This is a genomic window from Sphingomonas arantia, from assembly GCF_042682045.1.
GTDB classification, from domain to species: Bacteria; Pseudomonadota; Alphaproteobacteria; order Sphingomonadales; family Sphingomonadaceae; genus Sphingomonas_R; species Sphingomonas_R arantia.
Genome location: NZ_JBHUGS010000002.1, coordinates 231,201 through 256,465, shown reverse-complemented (window position 1 = coordinate 256,465; position 25,265 = coordinate 231,201). Strand labels below are relative to the sequence as shown.

General features: G+C 68.4%; 23 protein-coding genes. 11 read left to right on the top strand and 12 right to left on the bottom strand.

Annotated features, from left to right (window positions below):
* Positions 1 to 63: 63 nt before the first annotated feature.
* The 5 genes from ACFSGX_RS06935 to ACFSGX_RS06915 all read left to right on the top strand — a co-directional run bounded on the left by ACFSGX_RS06935 (position 64) and on the right by ACFSGX_RS06915 (position 5,708).
* On the top strand, positions 64 to 567 hold the full coding sequence (locus ACFSGX_RS06935) for a dihydrofolate reductase (protein WP_380928610.1): 504 nt from the start codon (positions 64 to 66) through the stop codon (positions 565 to 567).
* Positions 568 to 622: 55 nt separating this feature from the next.
* A complete protein-coding gene (locus ACFSGX_RS06930) occupies positions 623 to 1,552 on the top strand; it encodes a bifunctional riboflavin kinase/FAD synthetase (protein WP_380928608.1) in 930 nt (309 codons plus the stop codon).
* A gap of 158 nt (positions 1,553 to 1,710) precedes the next feature.
* Positions 1,711 to 4,590, top strand: a complete 2,880-nt coding sequence (gene ileS / locus ACFSGX_RS06925) for an isoleucine--tRNA ligase (RefSeq protein ID WP_380928606.1) — start codon at positions 1,711 to 1,713, stop codon at positions 4,588 to 4,590.
* Between the two features lie 163 nt (positions 4,591 to 4,753).
* Complete coding sequence (lspA, locus tag ACFSGX_RS06920; RefSeq protein ID WP_380928604.1) at positions 4,754 to 5,257, top strand: signal peptidase II; 504 nt, start codon at positions 4,754 to 4,756, stop codon at positions 5,255 to 5,257.
* On the top strand, positions 5,250 to 5,708 hold the full coding sequence (locus ACFSGX_RS06915; RefSeq protein ID WP_380928602.1) for a DUF3035 domain-containing protein: 459 nt from the start codon (positions 5,250 to 5,252) through the stop codon (positions 5,706 to 5,708). Before lspA ends, ACFSGX_RS06915 begins: the two co-directional genes overlap by 8 nt.
* Positions 5,709 to 5,893: 185 nt before the next feature.
* Here ACFSGX_RS06915 and ACFSGX_RS06910 read toward each other — a convergent pair whose 3' ends face one another.
* From ACFSGX_RS06910 to sseA, 3 genes are all read right to left on the bottom strand, one after another.
* Positions 5,894 to 6,739: a TorF family putative porin gene (locus ACFSGX_RS06910; RefSeq protein WP_380928600.1), complete on the bottom strand. Its 846-nt coding sequence runs from the start codon at positions 6,737 to 6,739 to the stop codon at positions 5,894 to 5,896.
* A gap of 255 nt (positions 6,740 to 6,994) precedes the next feature.
* Entirely contained in the window at positions 6,995 to 8,239 is a 1,245-nt protein-coding gene (metC, locus tag ACFSGX_RS06905; RefSeq protein WP_380928598.1) for a cystathionine beta-lyase, read from the bottom strand.
* On the bottom strand, positions 8,200 to 9,036 hold the full coding sequence (gene sseA, locus ACFSGX_RS06900) for a 3-mercaptopyruvate sulfurtransferase (RefSeq protein WP_380928596.1): 837 nt from the start codon (positions 9,034 to 9,036) through the stop codon (positions 8,200 to 8,202). Before sseA ends, metC begins: the two co-directional genes overlap by 40 nt.
* 107 nt (positions 9,037 to 9,143) lie before the next feature.
* Between sseA and queF the strand changes: the two genes are divergently transcribed.
* On the top strand, positions 9,144 to 9,590 hold the full coding sequence (gene queF / locus ACFSGX_RS06895) for a preQ(1) synthase (protein WP_380928594.1): 447 nt from the start codon (positions 9,144 to 9,146) through the stop codon (positions 9,588 to 9,590).
* A gap of 15 nt (positions 9,591 to 9,605) precedes the next feature.
* Here the strand turns inward: queF and ACFSGX_RS06890 are convergent, their stop codons facing one another.
* The 5 genes from ACFSGX_RS06890 to hflK all read right to left on the bottom strand — a co-directional run bounded on the left by ACFSGX_RS06890 (position 9,606) and on the right by hflK (position 16,117).
* On the bottom strand, positions 9,606 to 10,568 hold the full coding sequence (locus ACFSGX_RS06890) for an isopenicillin N synthase family dioxygenase (protein WP_380928592.1): 963 nt from the start codon (positions 10,566 to 10,568) through the stop codon (positions 9,606 to 9,608).
* Between the two features lie 67 nt (positions 10,569 to 10,635).
* Positions 10,636 to 12,264, bottom strand: coding sequence for a helicase HerA-like domain-containing protein (locus ACFSGX_RS06885; protein ID WP_380928590.1), 1,629 nt, complete (start codon positions 12,262 to 12,264; stop codon positions 10,636 to 10,638).
* Positions 12,265 to 12,342: 78 nt separating this feature from the next.
* Positions 12,343 to 13,920 (bottom strand): Do family serine endopeptidase, encoded by a 1,578-nt coding sequence (locus ACFSGX_RS06880; protein WP_380928588.1) that lies wholly within the window; start codon positions 13,918 to 13,920, stop codon positions 12,343 to 12,345.
* Positions 13,921 to 14,042: 122 nt separating this feature from the next.
* Positions 14,043 to 14,906, bottom strand: coding sequence for a protease modulator HflC (gene hflC / locus ACFSGX_RS06875; RefSeq protein ID WP_380929996.1), 864 nt, complete (start codon positions 14,904 to 14,906; stop codon positions 14,043 to 14,045).
* A 5-nt stretch (positions 14,907 to 14,911) separates the two neighbouring features.
* Complete coding sequence (gene hflK / locus ACFSGX_RS06870) at positions 14,912 to 16,117, bottom strand: FtsH protease activity modulator HflK (RefSeq protein WP_380928586.1); 1,206 nt, start codon at positions 16,115 to 16,117, stop codon at positions 14,912 to 14,914.
* A gap of 69 nt (positions 16,118 to 16,186) precedes the next feature.
* Here hflK and ACFSGX_RS06865 point away from each other — a divergent pair, with 69 nt between their 5' ends.
* From ACFSGX_RS06865 to ACFSGX_RS06855, 3 genes are all read left to right on the top strand, one after another.
* Positions 16,187 to 17,212 (top strand): Mrp/NBP35 family ATP-binding protein, encoded by a 1,026-nt coding sequence (locus ACFSGX_RS06865; RefSeq protein ID WP_380928584.1) that lies wholly within the window; start codon positions 16,187 to 16,189, stop codon positions 17,210 to 17,212.
* Positions 17,213 to 17,223: 11 nt separating this feature from the next.
* Positions 17,224 to 17,667 carry a CoA-binding protein gene (locus ACFSGX_RS06860; RefSeq protein ID WP_380928582.1) on the top strand — a complete coding sequence of 148 codons (444 nt, stop codon included), beginning with the start codon at positions 17,224 to 17,226 and terminating at the stop codon, positions 17,665 to 17,667.
* A 96-nt stretch (positions 17,668 to 17,763) separates the two neighbouring features.
* Positions 17,764 to 18,252 carry a DUF4142 domain-containing protein gene (locus tag ACFSGX_RS06855; RefSeq protein WP_380928580.1) on the top strand — a complete coding sequence of 163 codons (489 nt, stop codon included), beginning with the start codon at positions 17,764 to 17,766 and terminating at the stop codon, positions 18,250 to 18,252.
* A 122-nt stretch (positions 18,253 to 18,374) separates the two neighbouring features.
* Here the strand turns inward: ACFSGX_RS06855 and ACFSGX_RS06850 are convergent, their stop codons facing one another.
* From ACFSGX_RS06850 to ubiA, 3 genes are read right to left on the bottom strand one after another with little or no spacing between them, the layout of a single operon-like run.
* Positions 18,375 to 19,154, bottom strand: a complete 780-nt coding sequence (locus ACFSGX_RS06850) for an inositol monophosphatase family protein (protein WP_380928578.1) — start codon at positions 19,152 to 19,154, stop codon at positions 18,375 to 18,377.
* Positions 19,147 to 20,493, bottom strand: a complete 1,347-nt coding sequence (locus ACFSGX_RS06845) for a TldD/PmbA family protein (RefSeq protein WP_380928576.1) — start codon at positions 20,491 to 20,493, stop codon at positions 19,147 to 19,149. Before ACFSGX_RS06845 ends, ACFSGX_RS06850 begins: the two co-directional genes overlap by 8 nt.
* 47 nt (positions 20,494 to 20,540) lie before the next feature.
* Entirely contained in the window at positions 20,541 to 21,449 is a 909-nt protein-coding gene (gene ubiA / locus ACFSGX_RS06840) for a 4-hydroxybenzoate octaprenyltransferase (protein ID WP_380928574.1), read from the bottom strand.
* Between the two features lie 196 nt (positions 21,450 to 21,645).
* On the opposite strand from ubiA, the gene ACFSGX_RS06835 reads away from it, so the two are divergent.
* Together ACFSGX_RS06835 and ACFSGX_RS06830 are read left to right on the top strand one after the other, a co-directional pair.
* Positions 21,646 to 22,383, top strand: coding sequence for a 16S rRNA (uracil(1498)-N(3))-methyltransferase (locus ACFSGX_RS06835; protein WP_380928572.1), 738 nt, complete (start codon positions 21,646 to 21,648; stop codon positions 22,381 to 22,383).
* Between the two features lie 55 nt (positions 22,384 to 22,438).
* Positions 22,439 to 23,809: a glutamate--cysteine ligase gene (locus tag ACFSGX_RS06830; protein ID WP_380928570.1), complete on the top strand. Its 1,371-nt coding sequence runs from the start codon at positions 22,439 to 22,441 to the stop codon at positions 23,807 to 23,809.
* A gap of 167 nt (positions 23,810 to 23,976) precedes the next feature.
* On the opposite strand, the gene ACFSGX_RS06825 is transcribed toward ACFSGX_RS06830, so the two are convergent.
* The gene (locus ACFSGX_RS06825) at positions 23,977 to 25,242 is read right to left on the bottom strand and encodes a methyltransferase family protein (protein ID WP_380928569.1); all 1,266 of its coding nucleotides are present in this window, start codon (positions 25,240 to 25,242) and stop codon (positions 23,977 to 23,979) included.
* Positions 25,243 to 25,265 lie beyond the last annotated feature (23 nt).

Below are 25,265 nucleotides of genomic sequence, written 5' to 3'. Positions count from 1 at the left end.
CGATGGGCGGCACGGGGTCAAGCGGGCTTGCTCCGCCAAGCGGGCGGGCATAGGGCGCAGACCATGTCCGATCCCGCCGCCCCCCGCCCCCGCATCACGCTGGTCGTCGCGCGCGCCACCAACGGCGTGATCGGTCGCGACGGCGGGTTGCCCTGGCGCCTGCCCGCCGACCTCGCTCATTTCAAGGCCATCACCGCCGGCGCACCGATGATCATGGGCCGCCGTACGTTCGACAGCCTGCCCGGCCTGCTGCCCGGCCGCCGCCACATCGTGCTGACCCGCGACCGCACCTGGTCCGCCGCCGGTGCCGAACCGGTCGCGACCGTCGCCGAAGCGCTCGCCACGGCGGGCGATACACCATCCGTCATCGGCGGCGCCGAGATCTACACATTGTTCGAACCGCTCGCCGACCGGATCGAACTGACCCACGTCCACGCCGAGCCGACCGGCGACACCTCCCTGCCGCTCCCCGACCCAGCCGTCTGGCAGGAAGCCACGCGAACCGACCACCCCGCGGACGGCACCCGTCCGGCCTACAGCTTCGCCCGCTACCTGCGCCGCGCGTAACCGCCACACGCCGCACCATTGTCGCCGCCGCCCGCGCTACCTATAGCCCGGCGTCATGCAGAGGCTGACCACCAACGAACCCATTCCCGCCCCCTATCGCGGCGGCGTCGTTGCGCTCGGCAATTTCGACGGGTTCCATCTTGGCCACCAGGCGGTCGTCGCCCGGGCGCGCGCCATCGCCACGGCGGAGGGTCGCCCGCTGATCGTCGCCACCTTCGATCCGCACCCCGTCCGCTATTTCCGCCCCGACGCCGAACCGTTCCGCCTCACCACGCTGGAACAGCGCCAGCGCCTGTTCGCGGCGGCCGGGGCGGACGCGATGCTGGTGTTCGGGTTCGACGCCGCGCTCGCCGCCGTCACGGCGCAGGACTTCATCGCCGACTGGTTGCGCGACCGCGTCGGCGCGGCGTGCATCGTCACCGGGGCCGACTTCACCTTCGGCGCGGGCCGTTCGGGCGATGCCACCATCCTCGCCGAACGCGCCACCGCCGCCGGCCTGCGCAGCGAGGCGGTCGGCCCGATCGCCGACGCCGACGGCCCGATCTCGTCCAGCCGCATCCGCGGCGCCCTCCGCGCCGGCCGTCCGGAAGAGGCCGCGCGCCTGCTCACCCGCCCCTACGCGATCCAGGGCGTCGTCCAGCACGGCGACAAGGTCGGCCGCACGATCGGCTACCCGACCGCCAACCTCGACATGGGCAAATATCTCCGCCCCGCCTACGGTATCTACGCGGTCCGCGGCCACCTGCCCGACGGCCGCACGCTCGACGGCGTCGCCAACCTCGGCATCCGGCCCCAGTTCACGCCGCCCAAGGAACTGCTCGAACCGCATTTCTTCGATTTCGACGGCGACCTCTACGGCCAGACGATCGAGATCGACCTCATCGCCCACCTCCGCCCGGAAGCGAAGTTCGACGACCTCCCCACGCTCATCGCCCAGATGGACCGCGACAGCGCGAAGGCGAAAGCGATCCTGGCCTCTAACTGACCGTACCCCCGCGGACGCGGGGGTCCAGCTAAGTCCAGGACGCAGCGCTTAGAAGAAGACGGGATCCCCCCACACGGGGATACCGAAGCGCGAAACGATCGAGACCAGCGAAACACGCCTGTTCCCCCCCGCCCCACCCTGCGCTAAGGCCGCAGGCGATGACCGACACCCAAGATACGCCCGCGCAGGACTGGCGCGCCACCGTCTTCCTGCCGAAGACCGATTTCCCGATGAAGGCCGGCCTTGCCGCCAAGGAGCCGGCGATCCTGCAACGCTGGGCCGACGCCGACCTTTACGGACAGCTCCGCAAGGCGCGCGAAGGCGCCGAGCGCTTCATCCTGCATGACGGCCCGCCCTACGCTAATGGCGACATCCACATGGGCCATGCGATGAACAAGATCCTGAAGGACATCATCGTCCGGTCGCAGTCGCTGCTCGGCAAGGACGCGCCCTACGTGCCTGGCTGGGATTGCCACGGCCTGCCGATCGAATGGAAGGTCGAGGAACAGTATCGCAAGAAGAAGCTGAACAAGGACGAGGTCGACCCCGTCCTGTTCCGCGCCGAATGCCGCGCCTATGCCGAAACCTGGGTCGATGTGCAGCGCACGCAGTTCCAGCGGCTCGGCGTCATGGGCGACTGGGCCGACCCGTACCTCACCATGAAGTACGAGGCCGAAGCCACGATCGTCGCCGAACTCCTCAAGTTCGCCGAAACCGGCCAACTCTACCGCGGCGCCAAGCCCGTCATGTGGAGCCCCGTCGAAAAAACCGCCCTCGCCGAGGCCGAGGTCGAATATGAAGACATCGTCTCCACCCAGATCGACGTCGCATTCGAAATCGTCGAGAGCCCGATCAAGGAGCTGATCGGTGCGCACGCGGTCATCTGGACGACAACGCCCTGGACGATCCCGGTCAACCAGGCTTTGGCTTACGGGCCGGAGGTTGAGTACGCTCTTATAAACGATAACGGGCGCTGGCTGCTGGTCGCGGCAGACCCTGCCTTGTTAGAAAGTTTCGCGAAACGGATGGTCTCATCCGGGACAGGAACTGAAGACTATTGGCGGATGTGTTTTCTGGATCAGCCAATGATCCTTAAGGGCTCCGACCTAGCCGGCACCACCGTCCGCCACCCGATGCACACGCTCGGCGGTTTTTTTGCCAAGCCGCGCCCGATGCTGCCCGGCGACTTCGTCACGACCGACGCCGGCACGGGCCTCGTCCACATGTCGCCCGACCACGGCGAGGACGATTTCGACCTCTGCAAGGCGCACGGCATTGACCCGGTCTTCGCGGTCGAGGGCGACGGCAAGTATCGCGCCGACTGGGGCTGGCTGGGCGGCGAAGGCTCGGTCATCAACCCGAAGTTCAACGCCCCCGACGGCCCGATCTGCACCGCGCTGCGCGAAACCGGTGCGCTCCTCGCCGCCTCCGCGGACTATAAGCACAGCTACCCGCACAGCTGGCGCAGCAACGCCAAACTGATCTTCCGCGCCACCCCCCAGTGGTTCATCCCGATGGATGCCGCGACCGGAACGCAGCAGAGCCCTCCCCCCACCGGGGAGGAGGGCGCGTCCGCAACCAACGGTGCAACCCTGCGCGAAACCGCGCTCGACGCAATCGAACGCACGCGTTGGGTGCCCGAGAAGTCGCGCAACCGCATCCACGCGATGGTCGCCGGCCGGCCCGACTGGGTGATCAGCCGCCAGCGCGCCTGGGGCGTGCCGATCGCGCTCTATGTCGATCGCAGGACCGGCGACTATCTCCGCGACCCCGCCGTCAACGCGCGCATCGTTACGGCGGTGACGGAACGCGGCGCCGACGCATGGTACACAACCGACCATCAGGCGCTGCTCGGCGACGCCTACGACGCGGCCAACTACGAACCGGTGAAGGACATCCTCGACGTCTGGTTCGACAGCGGCAGCACGCACGCCTTCGTGATCGAGGCGCGCTACGGCCTCGGCACGCGCGCGAACCTGTATGTCGAGGGGTCCGACCAGCATCGCGGCTGGTTCCAGTCCTCGTTGCTCGAATCGTGCGGCACCCGCGGCCGCGCGCCCTACGACGCGGTCCTGACCCACGGCTTCGCGCTCGACGGACAGGGGCGCAAGATGTCCAAGTCGGTCGGCAACGTCGTCGATCCGCTCAAGATCATCGGTGAATCCGGCGCGGACATCCTGCGCCTCTGGGTCGCCAGCACCGACTATTTCGAGGATGTCCGGATCGGCAAGGAGGTGCTGTCCGGCACGTCCGACGCCTATCGCAAGCTGCGCAACACGTTCCGCTACCTCCTCGGCGCGCTGGAAGGGTTCACCGAGGAGGAACGCGTTGCGCCGGAGGATATGCCGGACCTCGAACGCTACATCCTCGACCGGCTGCTCGACGTCGATCGCACGCTCCGCGCCGCGACCGATGCGTTCGAATATAACCGCTACGCCCGCACGCTGACCGATTTCGCAAACAACGACCTGTCGCAGCTGTTCTTCGATATCCGCAAGGACAGCCTGTACTGCGACGCGGCCGACAGCCCGAAGCGCCGCGCCTACCGCACCGTGCTCGACATCCTGTTCCACGCGCTCGTCCGCTACGCCGCCCCCATCCTCTGCTTCACCGCGGAGGAAGTGTGGGGCACGCGCTACCCGGACGGCGGCTCGGTCCACCTGCTCACCTGGCCGATCCTCGACCCCGTCTGGGGCGAAGGCGTCGACCGGGCCGAGTGGGAAAAGGTCATGGCGCTCCGCCTCGTCGTCAACGCCGAGATCGAACCCAAGCGCCGCGCCAAGGAGCTGGGATCCAGCAACGAAGCGCGCGTCACGATCGGCTACCCCGACGAACTCGACCGCCCACGCGCCACGACCGCCGAACTGGCCGAGCTGCTGATCGTGTCCAACGTCGGCTTCGAACACACGGTCCACGGCCCGACCGTCATCGTCCACCGCAGCGAAGACGCCAAATGCGGCCGCTGCTGGCGCCTGCTCCCGGAGGTCACGACCGACGGCGACCTCTGCGACCGCTGCACCGAAGTGGTCGGCGCGTAATGGCGTGCTCAGTCGGGCCGGGCCTCAACCCCACGCGTCACGCCCCCCAACTCCGTTTGGTTCGAGCGAGTGTCGAGCGAAGCCGAGACGCGGAGTCGAGAACCCCGCGCGAAGTTCTCGACATGCTCGAACCGAACGGTGTTACGGTTCGGGGGCCAGTCCAGTGACCCGCCCCCGCCCGCTCGGCTACGCGATCGCAATCGCCGTGTTCCTCATCGACCAATTGTCGAAATGGTACGTCGTCGACACGCTCCGCCTCCCCGAGCAGCTCCAGATCCGTCTCCTGCCGTTCTTCGACCTGACCTGGGTCCGCAACTTCGGCGTTTCGATGGGTCTGCTCACCGCCAGCACCGACACCGCGCGCTGGCTGCTCGTCGGGCTGACCGGCGTGATCGCCACCGGTGTCGCGGTCTGGCTCTGGCGCGAACGCAAGACGCCCGATATGGTGGCGCTCGGGCTTGTCCTTGGGGGGGCGCTCGGGAATATCCTCGATCGGGTCCGGCTGGGCTATGTCGCGGATTTTCTGGACCTGCATTTCGGGGACTGGCATCCCTTTCTGGTCTTCAATGTCGCCGACGCCGCCATTACCATCGGCGTCCTGTTGCTGCTGCTCCGCGCCTTCCTGACGCGCGACGGGGCCGATCGTTCGGAGAATGTGCATGCGTAAGTCGATCGTTGCGGGCTCCGCGCTCGCCCTGCTGGTCCTCTCGGCCTGCGGTGGCAACAACAAGGGCGGCGTGTTCGCCGGCCGCTCCGGCCCGGACGAATTCGCCGTCGCCCGCCGCGCGCCGCTGGTCGTGCCGCCCGATTTCGCACTCACCCCGCCCAAGCCCGGCGCCCCCCGCCCGCAGGAAGCCGACAGCAGCACGCAGGCGCTGACCGCGATGTTCGGTGGCCAGGCCGCGCGCAGCGCCGGTGAAGCCGGCCTGATCGGGTCCGCGGGTCGCGCGGGCGATGCCGGCATCCGCTCCGAAACCGACGGCAACACCACCGTCGTCGACAAGGGCGCCGTCACCCGCGACATCCTCGCCGCCCCCGTCGGTGCCGGCGCCGACGCCGCGGCAACCAGCGGCACGCCAGCCGCCACCCCCACGCCGGCAACGCCGACCCCGAACTGATCCTCACCGATCGCGAACATGAAAAACCCCCGTGGCTCACCGCCGCGGGGGTTTTTCGTTGGGGGAAAGTCTAGCTACCCCCAAACCGTCATCCCGTCGAAAGCCGGGATCTCCCTTCGGTCGGGAACGCCCGCGTCACCAGATGCAGGCGTCGCCCTCAAAACCGGAGGACGACGCCGTCACACTCAGAACGCAGCCGTCACCGCAAACACGACCTTGCCGTTGGCGATCGACCCGGTGCCGTCCTGCCCCTTCGAGAAGCTCGGCTGGATCCGCTGCGCGCCGAACGAACCGAAGCTGATGTCGGTATCGACATAGGACACGCCGAACGTCAGATTCTTGTACGTCGTGTCCGCGCCGATCATCCAGTCCCAGTAGGTCCCGGTCGGCGCAACGCTCGTCCCGTTCGGCCCGAGCCCCGGATTGCCGTCGGAATAACCGATATGCGTTTTCAGGCTGACCGGCGTGCCGGGCAGCGCGGCCAGCGCGTCACCCGAGAGATAGAGGTTATCGTTCTTCTTGCCCGGCCGATCCGGCGTGCCGGCGACGTAGAGTTCGCCGGTGCTGTACCAGCGCCCCAGTGCTTCCTGCTTCGGCGCATAGGCGACGCCGGCGGTCAGCGTGACCGGCCCGACCACGCCCGACAGCTTCACATAAGGTTCGGCGAAGTCCGTCTTGCTCGCCCCGCCCGGGTACATGTACCACAGCAGTCCGACGTCAAGCGTGCCCGAGCCGACCTTCGCCTTGTAGCCGCCGTACAGGTCGAGTTCCATGTTGGACCCGCCGAACGTGCCCCAGCCGGACAGGTTCGACCCCCAGGTGCCGACGTAGAAGCCGCTCTCATGCGTGACGGTCAGGCCGGCCTGCACCGCCATGTCCTCGTCGGACTGCGACACGCCGCGGAACCGGTAGTCGGAAACGAGGCCCGCCGATCCGCTGATCGTGATCGGGCTGGGCGCCGCATCCTGCGCGAACGCAGGGGTGGCAACGGCCAGAAGCGCGGCCGGCAGCAGGATATGGAACGGTTGCATGGCGAAAGCCCCTTATGCGGAAAATAGCTCGTTCCACTGCGTATCGCAGCGTCGATCCTCTCTCCTTGCGGGGGGCGACGGGCCGGCGATGCCATGTATGTCCGCGATATCGCCGCACCGCACAATGACGAATTTGCGACAGCGGGTAAGTTCGGGGGCTGATTGTTGCACATAAATCACGCCACGTGATATTATCGTGCTTCTCCAACACCATCAGTTCCCCGACGCAGGCCGGGACCTAGGCGAGATCTCGCCTTACCGCGACCCAACAACCGCATCGAACCGACGCAGCCCGGCCGCGAGATCCGCGATCAGGTCATCCGGATCCTCCAACCCGATATGCAACCGCACCATCGGCCCCGCCGCCGCCCATTCCGTCGCGGTCCGCAACCCCGCCGGATCGACCGGGATCGCCAGGCTTTCATACCCGCCCCAGCTATAGCCGATCCCGAAATGCACCAGCCCGTCGATCAGCGCCGTCCGCGCCGCATCGTCGCCGCCCGCCAGCACGAACCCGAACAACCCCGACGCCCCACTGAAATCGCGCGCCCAAATCTCATGCCCCGGACACCCCGGCATCGCCGGATGGATCACCCGCGCGACCTGCGGCTGATCCGCCAGCCAGCGCGCGACCGCCAACCCACCCGCCTCATGCTGCCGCATCCGCACAGCCAAGGTACGCAGCCCGCGGCTCCCGAGGAATGCATCGTCCGGCGCGACATGGATGCCGTAGGCATGAACCAGATCGCGCAACCGCTTGAACCGCCCCGGCCCTGCCGTCACCGACCCCAGCATCGCATCCGAATGCCCGACGATATATTTGGTGCAGGCCAGCACGGTGAGGTCGACCCCATGCTCGATCGCCCGGAACAGCAAAGGCGTCGCCCAGGTGTTGTCCAACACCGTCGCCACCCCCCGCGCCCGCGCTACCGCGCAGATCGCCGGCACGTCCTGCACCTCGAACGTCAGGCTTCCCGGGCTCTCCATCAGGATCGCCGCGGTCCGCTCGCCGATCAGATCCGCGATCCCCGCGCCGATCATCGGATCGTAGAACCGCGTCGTCACGCCCATCGGGGCCAGCACCGTCCGGCAGAACGCTCGCGTCGGCTCATAGGCGCTGTCCACCACCAGCAACTCGTCGCCCGGCTTCAGCACCGACAGGAGCGCCCCCGCCACCGCCGCCACGCCGGACGGGTACAGCATCGTCCCTTCCGCCCCCGGCTCCAGCGCGGTCAGCGCCTCGGCCAGCGCCCACTGCGTCGGCGTGCCCCGCCGTCCATAATACAGCCCGTCATTCGGCCGCGTGGACGCCGCACGCAGATCGGCCACGCTGTTGAACAGCACGGTCGAGGCACGCCACACCGCCGGGTTGACGATCCCCTGCGTCCACTCCGCCCGTCGCCCGCCCTCGACAAGCTGCGTCTGCGCCCCGACCGGGCGCGTAGGGTCGGCGGGGGCGCTCAGAACACGGCCTTCGGCGTCGTCGGGTCCGCACCCCATTCGCTCCAGCTCCCGTCGTACAACGCCACCTGACGCGCCCCGAGCAGATGCGCCCCGAACAGCAGCACCGCCGCGGTCACCCCAGACCCGCACGTCGTCACGATTGGCCGCGCCAGATCGACCCCCGCCTCGTCGAACACAGCCTGCAACGCGTCCCCACGCTTCCACGTCCCGTCCGCCGCGAACAGCCGGTCGTAAGGAATGTTGACGCTCCCCGGAATATGCCCCGACGCCACGCTCGGTCGCGGATCGGCCTCCGCCCCACTGAACCGCGCGGCGGAACGCGCATCGACCACCTGCTCCGCCCCCGACGCCAGATTGTCCGTCATCTGCCCAAGATCGCGCACCGCCGCCTCATCCTGCCGAACACTCAACCGCCCCGGCCCCGACGTCTCGCGCCCGGTCGCCAACGGCCGCCCCTCGGCAACCCATTTCGCCAGCCCACCGTCCAGGATCGCTACGTCGCGCACCCCGAACATCCGCAGCATCCACCACGCCCGCGCCGACGTCCGGTGCGGCGCCGCATCGTACAGCACCACCCGCACACCATCACCGATCCCGAGCGCCCCCATCCGCTCCGCAAACAGCGCGGCGGGCGGCACCATGCCCGGCAGGTCGCTCTCCGGATCGGCGAGCCCGCCCAGGTCCATGAACACCGCCCCGGGAATATGGCCGACCGCATAGTCTGCAGCAGGATCACGCCCCGGATCGGTCGCGAAATAAGTCGCGTCCACGATCCGCAGATCGTCCGCCACCATCGCGTCCGCCAGCCACTCGGTTGATACCAGCGCGTCCATCTGCGTCTTCCCTTGGTTCGAAGCCACCCTAACCCCCGCCCGCCACCCGTTCAATCGCGCGACGACAATGGTATAGTTGGGCTCGGAAAACCGCTAAGGCCGAACGCATGACACCTCTCTATCTTGGCCAGGCCAGCACGCTCCCCGCATCGCCGGAGGAGGCCGCTCTCGACTATGTCCCGAACCCGCGCATTGGATCGCTCTATCTCGTCCGGTTCGCGGTGCCCGAGTTCACCTCGCTCTGCCCGGTCACCGGACAGCCGGATTTCGCGCATCTCGTCATCGACTATGCGCCCGGCGACACGATCGTCGAATCGAAATCGCTCAAGCTGTTCCTCGGCAGCTTCCGCAACCATGCGGGCTTCCACGAGGACGTGACCGTCGGCATCGGCCAGCGGCTGTTCGACGAGATGCACCCGCGCTACCTGCGGATCGGCGGCTACTGGTACCCGCGCGGCGGCATCCCGATCGACGTGTTCTGGCAATCGGGCGCCGTGCCGGAAGGCCTCTGGCTGCCGGATCAGGGCGTCCCCGGCTATCGCGGCCGCGGCTGACGCCCCTGTCGCCGGTCAGATCAGTTTGATCTCGCGGAGCCTCTGCATGAGATAGTCATGCGCGGTGATGCCGTCCGGATACTGGTCGGGCCGCTCCGCACTGATCGTACCGGGCAGCGTGCGGATCATGTAGTCCGGCCGGAAATGCAGGAAGAACGGCATCGAGTAACGCGCGACGCCGCGGCGTTCCGGCGGCGGGTTCATCACGCGGTGCGTCGTCGACCGCAACACGCCGTTGGTCAGCCGCTGCAACATGTCGCCGACATTGACGACCAGCTCCCCCTCGCCGATCGCGACCGACATCCAGTCGCCGTCCTTCTTCTGCAACTGCAACCCGGCCTCCTCGGCGCCCAGCAGCAGCGTGATCGTGTTGATGTCCTCATGCGCGCCCGCCCGGATGCTCGGGCTGTCCGCGCCGATCGGCGGATAGTGGAGCAGTCGCAGCACCGAATTGCCGTCACGCACCGTATCGACGAAGAAGTCCGGATCGAGCTTCAGATACAGCGCGATCGCCGACAGGATCCGTGCCCCTGCCGCATCGAACGCGGCGAAGATCGCCAGCATCGCATCGCGGAAATCGGCGACCTCCGCCGGCCACACGTTCGGCGGCATCTGCGCGCTGAACGGGTGCCCCGCGACCAGCTCGCGCCCGACATGCCAGAATTCCTTCAGGTCGACCGCGGTCGCATCCTTCGCCGTCTCGATCCCGAACGGCGTCAGTCCGCGCGCACCGCCGGTGCCGGGAATATGATACTGCCGCTTCACATCCTCGGGCAGCGCGAAGAACGCCTTCGCCGCCGTCTCCGCCCGCGCGATGATCGCCGCATCGATCCCGTGATCGCGCACGACCGCGAAGCCGTAGGTCTCGAAAGACCGCCCCAGCGCGTCGGCGAAGCCCTGCGGATCGGTGCTGCTGTCGGTCAGCGAAAGCGATGCGATCGCATCGGTGGTGGTCGTCGGTTCGATCTCGGTAATCATCGCGGTCCTGTCCTGCTTTCCTCTCAGATAAGCCATCCCGGCCGAACCACCAACCGGGCGTGATGCCTCATCCCTTGAACAATCCGCCCAGCAACCCGCGGAACAGCTGCGCGCCGAACCGCCCGGCTACCTGCCGCCCGACCGACGACGCCGCGGACCGGGCCGCCGACTGCACCATCTTGTCCACCATCGTCGGCCGCGCCGCTTCGCGTTCCGCCGCAATCCGGGCGCGCTCCTCCGCCTTGGCCTGCGCCGCCTCCGCGCGGGCCGCCGCACGATCAGCGACCTGCGCCAGCCGCGCGTCGTCCTTCTCGCGTGCCGCGTCCAGCTTCGCCTGCGCCGCCTGCTCGCGCGCAGCCGCGGCATCGGCCGCCGCACGCTCGACCGCCGCCTGCGCATCGCCCGCCTTGGCCGCCAGCAGCTCGGCCGCACTTTCGCGGTCGATCGCCTCGTCATACTTCCCGGCATAGGGCGACACCGACACCAGCAGCGCACGTTCCTTGTCCGTCACCGGCCCCAGCCGCGACCCCGGCGGCGCGACCAGCGTGCGCGCGACCGGGCTGGGCGATCCGTCCGGCTGCAACATCGACACCAGCGCCTCGCCGACCTTCAGCTCGGTGATCGCGGTCGCTACATCGACACCGGGGCTCGCCCGGAACGTCTCGGCCGCCGCGCGTACCGCCTTCTGGTCGCGCGCCGTGAACGCGCGCAACGCATGCTGCACGCGGTTGCCCAGCTGCCCCGCCACATCGTCCGGCACGTCGATCGGGTTCTGCGTCACGAAATAGACGCCCACCCCCTTCGACCGGACCAGCCGCACGACCTGCTCGATCGTATCGATCAGCGCCGGCGGGGCGGCATCGAACAGCAGATGCGCCTCGTCGAAGAAGAACACGAGCACCGGCTTGTCCGGATCGCCGATCTCCGGCAGCGTCTCGAACAGTTCGGACAGCAGCCACAGCAGGAACGTCGCGTAAAGCCGCGGACTCGCCATCAGGCTGTCGGCGGCCAGCACGTTGATGTTCCCGCGGCCGTTCTCGTGCACCGCGATGAAGTCGTGGATGTCGAGCGCCGGCTCGCCGAAGAACGCGTCGCCACCCTGCGACTCCAGCTGCAACAACTGCCGCTGGATCGCCCCCACGCTCTGCCGCGTGACGTTCCCGTACTTGGCAGTCAGCTCCGCCGCATTCTCCGCGATATGGGCCAGCATCGCCTGCAGGTCGGCCAGGTCGAGCAACAGCATCCCGCCCTCGTCCGCCACCCGGAACGCAATCGCCAGCACGCCCTCCTGCACCGCGTTCAAGTCCATCAGCCGCGCGAGCAGGATCGGCCCCATCTCCGACACCGTAGTGCGGATCGGATGCCCCTGCTTGCCGAACAGGTCCCAGAACACGACCGGATTGGCGGCATAGGTCCAGTCGGTCAGCCCGATCTCCGCCGCCCGCGCCGCCAGCGTCGCATGCATCGGCGCGGCGGCCGACCCGGCCATCGCGATCCCGCTCAGGTCACCCTTCACGTCGGACACGAACACCGGCACGCCGGCTTGCGAGCACTGCTCGGCGATCGTCTGCAACGTCACGGTCTTGCCGGTGCCCGTCGCCCCGGCGATCAGGCCGTGCCGATTGGCGCGCTTCAGGTTCATCACCTGCCGCACCCCGTCCGCCGTTGCCCCGATCAGGATCTCGCCGTCCGCCATCGCTTGCCCTCCTCATGCAAACACCCCCTCTCCGGTTGGAAAGGGGGTGCTCGTCGTTCGTCCGGTTCTAGGACCGGTTTACTTCTTCGCCAGTTCCACGCCCAGATAACGCGGCGGCGTCGCCTGACGCTGGACCAGCATCAGCACACTCGGCCGACCGGCAGCCTTGGCGGCATTCACTGCGGCGATCACCTCCTGGATGGTCGTCGTCGGCTTCTGGTTGATCGACAGGATCACGTCACCGCGTGCCAGCCCCTGCGATGCCGCGTTGCTCGACGGATCGACCGCGGAGATCACCACACCGCGCACTCCGGTCGGCAGCCCGATCGAACGCCCGATCTCGGGCGTCAGCGCCTGCAGGCTGAGGCCGAGCGAGGCGCGCGTCGGCTGTGCCTGCGGCGTCGCCGGATCGGCATCATCGTCGTCGTTCAGCCCCTGACCCGAACCGGCCGCGGCCAACTGGTCCTCGGGCGGACGCTCGCCGATCACTGCGGTCACGGTCATGCGCTGACCGCTGCGGATCAGTTCGATCGGCACGCGGCTGCCGATCGGCAGGTTCGCGACGGTGTAGCTCAGCGTGCTGTCCGGCGTGATGTCGGTCCCACCGATCTTCACGACCACGTCACCCTGGCGGATGCCGGCACGCGCCGCGGCATAGCCCGGCTCGACCGAGCGGATCAGCTCGCCGACATTCTTCGGCAAGCCAAGCGATTCGGCAATGTTGTCGTCGATCGGCTGGATGCCGACGCCCAGATACCCGCGGCGCACCCGCTTGCCGGCGCGCAGCGCGTCGACGATCGGCTTGGCTTCCTCGGCCGGGATCGCGAAGCCGATGCCGACATTGCCGCCGGTCGGCGAATAGATCGCGGTGTTGATGCCGATCACGTTGCCGTTCAGGTCGAACATCGGGCCGCCCGAGTTGCCCTGGTTGATCGACGCGTCGGTCTGGATGTAACGGTCGTTGGCACCGCCGGCGCCGATCCCGCGATGGAGCGCCGACACGATGCCCGCGGTCACGGTCGAACCGAGCCCGAACGGGTTGCCGATCGCCACGACCCAGTCACCGATCCGGGCGCGCTTCGAATCGCCGAACTGCACGAACGGCAGGCCGCGCGCTTCGATCTTCAGCACCGCAAGATCGGAATTGACGTCGCGGCCGACGACCTTGGCGACATATTCCTTGCGATCGGGCAGCGTGACCGTGATCGACGACACGACCGACGTGGTGCCCTGCCCGGCCGCATCGCGCCCGCCGGAAATCACGTGATTGTTGGTCACGATGTAACCATCGTCCGACACGATGAAGCCGGACCCCAGCGAGGTCGCTTCGCGCGTCTGCGGACGGCCGCCGTCGCCCGGAGCGCCGCCCTGGCCGCCGAACTGCTTGAAGAAATCCTCGAACGGGCTGCCGGCGAACGGGTTCGACTGATTCCCGCGCAGCGACACCTGTTGCGTGGTGGAAATGTTGACCACCGCGGGCTGCAGCTTGGCGGCAAGATCCGCGAAGCTCATCGGCGCGCCGGGTCGCGGCGCCACGGGGGGCACGGTGCCCGGGGCGTTCTGCGCGACCTGCGCGCCGAGCGGCTGGTTTACGACGAGTGTGGCCGTCGCACCGCCGGCAAGCATGGCGGCAGTGATGGCATAGGCGTAACGCACGATCGCAATCCTCCTCAGGGAGTCAGTTTCCGCCTTGTGGCACCGGGCGGACAGCGTGTCGCTGCCGTTTCCCGGCTGAACGGTGTTTGAACGACGGGCCTGTGGACGGCCCGCCCGACGGATCAGGGGCGCCGGCCCCGGAACTGGCGAAGATACTCGTTTTCGGGCGACAGCACCATTGACGTTCCACCCGTCGCCGTGGTGCCGTCCGTCCCGAACGTATGGCGGTAGGACTGCATGGCCCGGTAGAAGTCGTAAAACTCGGGGTCGCGGTTGAACGAATTGGCATAGACCCGCGACGCATCGGCATCGGCCTGAGCGGTGATCAGCTGCGCCTGCTTCTGGCCCTCGGCACGGATCGACCGCGCCTCCTGCTCGCGCGCCGACCGCATCCGCTGATACGCGCTCTCGAGCGGCGTACCGTCGGGCAGATCGGCCCGCTTGATCCGCACGTCGACGATCTCGGCACCATATTGCGCCGCGACGATGTTCAGTCGCGCCTGGATGTTGTCCATCAGCTGGCCACGCTCCGGGCTGAGCAACGCGACGAACGACCGCCGCCCAAGCTCATTACGCAACGACGACGCCAGGATCGGGCGCAACGCATCCGAAACGCGCTTCTCGTCGCCACGCGCACGCAGGTACATGCGCAACGGATTCACGATCCGGTACCGCGCGAACGCATCCACCTCCAGCCGCAGCTGGTCGGTCGACAGGACCGACTGACGCGGCATGTCGAAATCGAGCACACGCTTGTCGATCCAGACGATCTGCTCGAGGAACGGCCAGCGTGCCACGAGGCCCGCCCCGGTCTGCCCGAACGGACGACCCGGCACATAGCCGTTGATCACCCGGTTCGGCTTGCCGAGCCGCACGACGAGGCCCTGCCGCGTTTCCGGCACCACCGCGAACACGGACGCCGCGACGATCAGCGCCAGGACCAGCGCAATCGCCCAGCTGATCGGATTGCGGAACAGGTTGGTCACCGGGTTCACTGCGCAGGCCCTTCCTGGATCGCGGGCGCGGCGGGGGCCGCGGGCGTCGTTGCCGGGCGCGGCAACTGGTTCAGCGGCAGGTAGGACGTGACACCCGGCGTCTCCACCACGGTCTTGTCGGTCTTGGCCAACACATCCTCCATCGTCTCGTAATACATGCGCTTGCGCGTCACTTCCGGCGCGAGGCGATACTGGTCGTACACCTTGTCGAACGCACCCGCCTCGCCCTGCGCCTTGGCGGTCAGCTGGAGCGCGTAGGCCCGCGCATTGTTGAGGTAGCTCTGCACCTCCTGCTGGGCGGCCGATACGTCCTTGAATGCGGCCACGACCGCGGCGGGCGGATCGGCCTGCTTGATCGCGACACCCTGGATCAGCACGCCGGCCTTGTACCCGTCGAGGATCGCCTGAACACGCTGCTGCACACGGCCCTCGATCTGGCTGCGCTGCGGCCCGATCGCGTCGTTCAGCGTCACGCGTGCGATCTCAGCCCGCATCGCGCTCTCGGCAACTTCGCGGATCGTGTCGTCCGGATCGGCCAGCTCGAACAAATAAAGCTCCGGATCGCGGATGTTCCAGCGCACCGAATAGGCCAGGTCAATGATGTTCTGGTCGCCGGTTACCATCAGGTTCTGCGCACCGCCCGCGGCGGCACCGCTTGTGTCCGATGCGTCGATGTTGATCTCGCGGATTTCGTCGACCGAAACCTTCGTCACGCGATCGATCGGCGCGGGCAGCGTGAAGCCGACACCCGGTGACATCGTCGTAACATATTTGCCGAACCGCGTGACCACGCCGCGCTGCTGCGCGCCGACCTGGTGAAACGACGTCGTCACGATCCACAGCAGCACGATGGCCGCCGCCACCAAAGTCCAGACCTTGCGCCCCTGCGGCGTCGGCAGGCCATTGTTGAATCCCTGCCGTCCGCGACGGAGCAGTTCGTCGAGCGCGGTCGGCCCGTTCGGACCCTTGCCGCCATTCCCGCCGCCGGACGGGCGCTTGCGTGGCGGCTGGTCCCACGGGTTGCGCGGGCCGAGGCCGCCGTCGCCGCCCTTGCCGCCATCACCACCCTTGCCACCGTCGCCGCCACCTTTGCCGCCACCGCCGCCGGAGCCGCCACCCGGGGCTCCACCGCTCCATGGGCCGCCGCCCGCCTCGTTCAAAAGGCTGCGCCCCGGTATTTGTCCGCCTGCTGTGTCGCTCATCCATTCTTTATAGGTGTCCGCCCGGGGAAAAACAGTGGCAACGCTGCCTATGGGCCTTATGTCCATCATATGCAGTCTCCCGCCGATCCCACCGACCGTCTCGCCCACGCCCTGGATCTGGTCGTCGACCCGGCGTCCGGACGCGGCCTCATCGCCGCCGCCCGCGCCGCGGCCCCCCGCATGACCGGCACGACCGCCAGCGTGATCCTCGACGTCACCGGCTACAGTGACGCGGACCGCACCGCCGTCGAGGACCACATCCGGGCCGCCCTACTCGCGGTCCCCGGCGTCGCGACAGTCCGTGTCGCCATGACCGCGGAGAAGAAGACCCGCCGCATCATCGCGATCGGCAGCGGCAAGGGCGGCGTCGGCAAGTCCACCTTGTCCGCCAACGTCGCGGTGGCACTCGCGCGGCGCGGCGTGAAGGTCGGGCTGGTCGATGCGGACATCTACGGCCCGTCGCAGCCGCAATTGATGCACGCCGCAGATCAAAAGGCGACCGCGCTCGACAAGCGGCTCAACCCGGTGCCCACCGAATACGGCGTCCCGATGCTGTCGATGGGCCAGCTGGTCGAGCCCGGCCGCGCGATCGCCTGGCGCGGGCCGATGGTCGGCGGCGCGCTCGGCCAGCTCGTCGATGCCGACTGGGGCGATATCGACGTCCTGATCCTCGATCTGCCGCCCGGCACCGGCGACGTGCAGCTCAGCATGATCTCGAAGCACAAGCCGGCCGGCGCGGTCATCGTCTCGACGCCGCAGGACCTCGCGCTGATCGACGCCACCCGCGCGATCGACCTGTTCCGCCAGGCGTCGGTGCCGCTCATCGGCCTGGTCGAAAACATGTCCGGCTACATCTGCCCGCATTGCGGCGAGCAGTCCGATCCGTTCGGTCGCGGCGGTGCGGAGGCGGCGGCCGCCGCTTTGGCGCTCCCGTTCCTCGGCCGCGTCCCGCTCGACATCGCGATCCGCACCGCGTCCGACGCCGGCACCCCGCCGGCCGCCGGCGACGGACCCGAGGCCGCCGCGTTCCTGGCCATCGCGGACCGCATCGCCGACTGGCTGACCCAACCCGCGGCGCTCACACCCACCATTTGACGGAGACCGGCATGCCCCTAACATCCGACGACGACATCGCGGCCCTCCTGCGCGACACCCGCACCATCGCGATGATCGGCGCATCCGACCGCCCCGACCGGCCGAGCTACGGCGTCGCCCAGTTCCTCACCCACCACGGCTACCGCGTGATCCCCGTCAATCCGCAGATCACCGGCGAGCATGTCCACGGCGAATATGTCTGGCGCGAACTGGCGCAGATCGGCGAACCGATCGACATGGTCGACATCTTCCGCAAGTCCGCGGATGCCGGCGCCGCGATCGATCAGGCAATCGCCGCCGGTGCGAAATCGGTCTGGCTGCAGCTCGGCGTCCACGACGACGCCGGCGTCGCGCGCGCCGAGGCGGCCGGACTGAAGGTCGTCGTCGATCGCTGCCCGAAGATCGAAATCGCGCGGCTCGGCCTGTCGCCCGTGTCGGATGGACAATCGTCCTGATCCAGGTTGCTACTCCCGAATAGTGTTGAACACCCAGGCCATACGAGCGGTTGGGGCTCCATTCGCGGTTGAACGCCGCATCGAATGGAGATCACCATGTTCAAGCCAGCCCTAATCCTCGCCGCTCTCGTCGCGACCCCCGCCTTCGCCCAGGCACCCGAGACGCCCGCGACCTTCGTCATGAAAGCCGGCGCCAGCGACCTGTACGAAAAGCAGTCGAGCCAGTCGGTCCTGAAAACGACGAAAAACCCCGGCGTGCGCAGCTTCGCGCAGATGATGATCACCGATCACGGCAAGACGACCGCGACCGTCATGGCCGCCGCCAAGACCGCCGGCATCCGCCCCGCCCCGCCGAAGCTCGACGCCCCCAAGGCGCAGATGATCGCCGACCTCAACCGCGCCACCGGCCCGGCCCGCGATGCGCTCTACCTGCAGCAGCAGGCCACCGCCCACCAGGAAGCGCTCGCCCTGCACCAGGGTTACAGCACCTCCGGCACGCAGCCCGCGCTGAAGGCCGCCGCGACGAAAGCCGTGCCGATCGTCCAGCACCACATCGAGATGATCTCGGCCATCAAGCCAAGCTGATCACGACCTAAAAACGCCGGGTCGCAAAGACCCGGCGTTTTAACTGACCATCCGTTCGTCCTGAGTAGGGACCGAGCGAAGGCGAAGGCCCGTATCGAAGGACTGCCCCGCCAGACCCAGCCCTACCGAGCCACAGCCGCAACCGCGCGCGACCCCAGGTGCGCCACCGCCGCCGCATGGATTCCCGGCACTGCCGCGATACACCCGAACGCCTCGCCCTTCGTAGAGTTATAGCGCAGCGGATCGCCGAACCCGTCGGTCACCACCGCCCCCGCCTCCTGCGCGATCAGCGCGGCCGCCGCGATATCCCACTCATGCCCCCAGCGCAGCGTCGCGACCAGATCCGCCTCGTCCGCCGCCACCATCGCGATCCTGAGCGCGATCGAGTTCGGCCGCTCCACCATCGTCAACGCGCGGTCCGCGCGCGGCAAAGCCTCCGCCGGCGTCCGCGCCCCCGCCAGCTCCGTCCGCCCACCGGCCCGCAACACAACGCCGTTCCGCGTCGCCCCCCGCCCGCGAACCGCCGCCCAGCGCTCACCCCGCACCGGCGCATCGAGCACGCCCAGCACCACATTCCCACCCTCGACCAGCGCAATCGACACCGCCCAGCCCGGTCGCCCGCGCAGAAAATCGCGCGTCCCGTCGATCGGATCGACCACCCACGTCCTAACCCCCATCAGCCGCTCGGCGTTGTCGACCGTCTCCTCGGACAGCCAGCCCGCCTCCGGGTCGATCTCACGCAATCGCGCCCGCACCATTGCATCGACCGCCAGGTCGACGTCGCACACCGGGTGGCCGGGCTCCTTCTCCCAGCGGCAATAGTCGCCGCCGAAGCTCGCCATCGCGATCCGCCCGGCCTCCGCGGCGACGTCGGCGACCGCATCGATCAACCGGTCAGGCACCCGCCACCGTCATGCCATCGATCCGCACCGTCGGCGCGTTGCTACCGCCGCGGAACACCAGGTCAGACGCCGGCACAAGTTCGCGGTACATCGTCTTGAGATTGCCCGCGATCGTGATCTCCGCCACCGGCTCCGCCAGCTTGCCGTCGCGGATCGCAAAGCCCGCCGCGCCCCGGCTATAGTCGCCGGTCAGCCCGTTCACGCCGCTCCCGATCAGCTCGATCACCCACACGCCCAGCGTGATGTCCGCGATCAACTCCTCGACCGACAGTGTCCCCGCCGCCAGATGCAGGTTCGTCGTCCCCGCGCCCGGCGATCCACCGATTCCGCGGCTGGCATGGCCGGTCGGCTGGATCCCGAGCTGCCGCGCGGACGCGGAATCGGCGATCCACCCGGTCAGCCGCCCGTCCGCCACGATCTCGCTCCGCGCAGTCGGCAGCCCCTCGCCATCGAACGGCCGCGACCGCAGTCCGCGCACGCGGTGCGGATCGTCGATCACGCTGATCCCCGGTGCGAACAGCTGCGTCCCCATTGCATCCAGCAGGAAACTCGTCCGCCGCGCGATCGCCGACCCGGTGATCGCGCCGATCAGCGGACCGAGCAGCCCGGCGCTGACCCTCGGGTCGAACACCACCGGCATCCGGCCCGACGGCAGCTGCACCGGGTTCAGCCGCGCCGTCGCCCGCTCGCCCGCGCGCCGCCCGATCGTGTCGGCCGCCTCCAGATCCGCCAGATGCCGCGCGCTGTGGCTGGCGTAATCTCGCTGCATCGCGCCACCCGCCCCCGCGATCACACTGGCGGAACAGCCATAGGCCGTCGTGCTGTACTCGCGCGCAAAGCCGGTCGACGTCGCCAGCGCGATCGTCGCCCGGCTGGCACTCGCCCCCGCGCCCTCGCTGTTCGTGATGCCCGGCACCGCCCGCGCGACCTCCTCGGCCTCCAGCGCGCGTGCCTTCAGCTCAGCCGGGCCGACCCCGCCGCCATCGTCGATATCGACATCGGGCACCGCCCCGGTCGCCAGCAGCTCGGCCGGAGCGAGCCCCGCATAGGGGTCCTCCGGCGCCTCCCGCGCCATCGCGACCGCACGCTCGACCAGCGCGCGCATCGCGTCCGCGGACAGGTCAGACGACGACACGCTCGCCGACCGCCGCCCGACGAACAGCCGCAGCCCGATCTCCTCGCCGTCCGACCGCTGCACATCGTCGAGCTTACAGAGCCGCACCGACACCTGCGTCGATGCATCGCGCACATAGAGGACGTCGGCACTGTCGGCACCGGCCGCAACGGCATCGGCAACGAGATCGGCGGCACGCGCCGCGGCGGAAGAGGATGTCAGCATGTTTGACATCTAGGGCCGCGGCGGCCCCGGCGAAAGGGCCGTCCCGGCTAGCGCGCGCTGCCCACCACCAGGCACGCCAGGAACATCAGCAGCCCGGCAAAGCGGTTCGACCGGAACTTCGCCAGCGCATCGCCGCCGTCCGCGGGTTTCAGCGTCATGACCTGCGCCGCGAGATGCAGCGCGACCGGCGCCAGCGCGAGCAGCGCCAGCCCCTGCGGCCGGACCTGCCAGATCGCCACGCCCCACGCCGCCACCGCCACCGCATAGAAGATTGCGATCCCCGCGCGCGCATGGGCCCCGAGCGCCCGCGCGCTGGACTTTACACCTGCGATCTGGTCGTCCTCGATATCCTGCAACGCATAGATCGTGTCGTACCCGATCACCCAGGCGATCGACCCGGCATAGAGCCACGCCAGCGCCGGCGCGAACGTCCCCGTCGCCGCGGGCCACCCCACCAGCGCCGCCCAGCTGAACACGATCCCCAGCCACGCCTGCGGCCACCACGTGATGCGCTTCATGAACGGATAGGCCGCCACCGCCCCCAAGCTCGCCACCGCGGTGATCGCCGCGGTCAAGTTCAACTGCGTCAGCACGACCAGCCCGACCGCGCACAGCATCACCAGCCAGATCCACGCCGCCCGCACCGAAACCTGCCCGCTCGGCAACGGCCGGTTCCGCGTCCGCTCGACCTGCGCATCCAGATCGCGGTCGACGATGTCGTTATAGACGCACCCCGCCCCGCGCATCGCGAACGCGCCGAGCAGAAACCACAGGATCAGATCGACCCGCGCCCACCCCGCCCCCGCTAGCGCGATCGCCCAAGCCCCCGGCCAGAACAGCAACCACCCCCCGATCGGCCGATCGAACCGCGCCAGCAACCAGAATGGCTGGATCGCAGCGGGCAGCAACCGCACGAAACCACGCTGCTCGCTGTCGGGGGTAGTCTCTGTCGTCATCGGAACGCCTTACCGCTCAGGAAGCACGGAACAAAGCCCCCTCCCCCCACCGGGGGGAGGGCTGGGGTGGGGGGTTTTTCTGGGTGAAGCGACAATGGAACAGACCCCGTCCAGCCAAAGCCCCTCACCGTACCCTCCCCCCGATGGGGGGAGGGCTATATGGCTACACACGACTCACTCCGCGAAAGCCAAGAAAATGCCCGCCACCCCAGCCTGGCCCCCCAACACCCTCCCCCGCCTCTACCTCGACCAGCCCCTGACCCAGGACGCCCACCTCACCCTGGACGGCCCAGCCGCCAACTATCTCGGCGCCGTCCTGCGCCTCAAACCCGGGGCACAGGTGAAGCTGTTCGACGACCGCACCGGCGAATGGCTCGCCGAAATCGTCACCGCCGAGCGCCGCGCCGTCACGCTCGCCATCACCCGCCACCTGCGCGACCGTGAGCCCGTCCCCGACCTCTGGCTGCTCGCCGCGCCGATCAAAAAAGGCCGTATCGACTGGCTGATGGAGAAAGCCTGCGAACTGGGCGTCGCACGGATCGTCCCCGTCCTCACCCGCCGCACCATCGTCGACCGGCTCAACCACGACCGGCTCCGCGCCCACCTGATCGAGGCGGCCGAACAATGCGGCCGCACCGCGCTTCCCGATCTCGCCGAACTCACCCCGCTCGACACGCTGCTCAAGGCGTGGCCCGACGACCGCCAGCTGCTCTTCGCCGACGAAACCGGCGGGTTGTCGTTCGGGCAGGCCGTCCGCCCCGGCCCGGCCGCGATCCTCATCGGGCCGGAGGGCGGTTTCACCCCCGAAGAACGCGACTCGATCCGCGCGATCCCGCAGGCGTCGGGCGTCACGCTCGGCCCCCGAATCCTGCGCGCCGACACCGCCATGGCGGCCGCGGTGGCACTCTGGATGGCGCATGCGGGCGACTGGTGACGCCTCGAAAAATGCTCGCTGGCGCGCATCCCCGCCCACGCGTAAGGGCGCGTTCATGAGCAGCACGACCGACACCCTCAGCACCGCGACCATCACCGATCGCGCCGACCTGATCGGCCTGTTCGCAGATGGTGAAAAACCGAAGGACCGCTGGCGGATCGGGACGGAGCACGAAAAATTCGTGTTCCGCACCGCGGATCGCCGCGCCCCGTCCTACACCGAGACGGGCGGCATCCGTGATCTGCTGGCCGGCATGGGCGACTATGGCTGGACCGGGATCGAGGAGGGCGGCAACGTCATCGCGCTGGCGGGCAGCGACGGCAATGTCAGCCTGGAACCGGCGGGCCAGTTCGAACTGTCCGGCGCCCCGCTCGACAACCTCCACCAGACCTGCGCCGAAACCGGCCGCCACCTGGAACAGGTGAAGGCGATCGGCGAGAAGCTCGGCCTCGGCTTCCTCGGAATGGGCATGTGGCCGGACAAGACGCGCGCCGAACTGCCGATCATGCCCAAGGGCCGCTACCGGATCATGCTCGATCACATGCCGCGCGTCGGCGGCATGGGGCTCGACATGATGCTCCGCACCTGCACGATCCAGACGAACCTGGATTATGGCAGCGAGGCCGACATGGTGAAGAAGTTCCGGGTCAGCCTGGCACTGCAACCGCTCGCCACCGCGCTGTTCGCCAACTCGCCCTTCACCGAAGGCAAGCCGAACGGTTACCTCAGCTACCGCAGCCACATCTGGACCGATACCGATCCGGCGCGCACCGGCATGCTGCCGTTCGTGTTCGAGGACGGGTTCGGCTATGAACGCTATGCCGACTACATGCTGAACGTGCCGATGTACTTCGTGTACCGCGACGGGAAATACATCGACGCCGCGGGCCATGACTTCAAGGCGTTCTTGCGCGGCGAACTGCCGGTGTATCCGGGGCACAAGCCGACCCGCACCGACTGGTCCGACCATCTCTCCACCGCCTTCCCCGAAGTGCGGCTGAAGAGCTTCCTCGAAATGCGCGGCGCGGACGGCGGCCCGCACGGCACGATCTGCGCGCTTCCTGCCTTCTGGGTCGGGTTGCTATACGACGATGCCGCGCTCGATGCGGCGTGGGATCTCGTCAAGCACTGGACGATCGCGGACCACACCCGCATCCGCGCCGACGTCCCGCGGCTCGGCCTCAAGACGGTCGGCCCGCGCGGCCGCACGTTCAAGGAACTTGGCGCGCAAGTGCTCGACGTCGCCCATGCCGGTCTCAAGGCTCGCGCACGCCACAACGCGGCCGGCGATGACGAAACCGGCTATCTCAGCCCGCTCCGCGACATCGTCGCCAGCGGCAAGACTTCCGCGGACCGCCTGCTCGAACGCTACCACGGCGAATGGCAGGGCGACCTCAGCCGCATCTACGACGAGATGCGCTTCTAATCACAACCGAAAACCCCTCTCCTTTAGGAGTTTTACGTCACGTCAGGTCGGAATTGCCCCGGCAATTCCTGAAACATGCCGGGGGCATGTTTCACCTGACGTGGCGTGAAACTGGGTTGGGGTGGGGACTACCTCAACACAGCTGCGACGCTGTTGGGATGAAACGGTCAGCTCCACCCCCCGGTCCGCAACCCGACCTTCCCCAACACCCGCGGCACCGGCCCATGCCGGTCCATCCACGCCGCATAGGCCCGGTATTCCGGATCCGCGCCGAGATGCTTCTCCTCGGTCCGCGCGCGCCAGTAATAGACGCCGCTCACCACCCCCATCAGCACCGTGTTGCGCACCCCCGTCGCTAGATCCCCCGACACCGCCAGGAACGGCATCGCCGACATCCACCAGAACAGGTTCTTCGCCAGATAGGCCGGATGCTTGGTAATCCGGTACGGTCCGTTGGTGATGATCCCGCGATGCGTCAGATTGGAAAACCGCAACCCGAACGCCACCGTCGCCCAGGCATAGACGCCCGTCAGCACGACCAGCGGCACCATCCAGACGAACGTCAGCCGCGGGCTCCCCGCCAGCCACCAGGACCAGTTCGCCCCGCCCGTCTCGTAATCCACCGGCCCGCCGCGCGCGATCAGGATGAACGGCGGGTAGCAGGCCAGCGCCGACACCCAGCCACCGAGATACGGGTTCGCCGATCGGATATGCGCATCCAGCGGCCGCATCGTCAGGACATAGCCGACCGTCGCGAACGCCACGTCGATCAGGAACATCAGCGTGATCAGCCCAAACGCCGCCGCCATCGGATCCGCCAGCATCGCCCACGGATCGCGGTGCATCAGCTCGTGCCAGTTCCCCGGCACGATCGACAGCATGAACGCCGTGAAGAACCCCTTCACCGCCCACGCCCGCGCATGCCGCGCCACCGCGTCGCGGTCATGCGCCCGCCCGCTCAGCCATTGCCCGAACGCATAGGCCCCGTCGCGCGGCTCGATCAGCCGCCTGTCGATCCAGAAGATGTAGGGCACCGACAGCAGCAACAACGCCGGCACGACACCGGCCAGCACCTGCATCGCGAACACATATCCGCCCTGCCAATACCACCGCCCGAGCGCGTAGAAGCCCGCGATCGCCGCCCACGTCACCCACAGCCCGGCGATCTTGGCGAACGCGGTCTCGCGCACCTCGGCCCAGGGCCGGCGCAACGACCAGTCGATCCCGGTCGACGCCCGCCGATGCACCTTGTCGACGATCAGCGACCACGCCACCATCGGCAGCCCGCACGCGACGACCGCGGCCATCCCCGCCATCGGCCCGTCCATGCCCCAATACGCCGCCACCGCGATCCACGCCGCCAGCCCGACCATCCCGGCCAGCCCCACCCAACCGCTCACTGCCGACCGCGGCCGCTGATCCCGTTCCGTCATTCGGCCGGCATAGCGTCAATTCG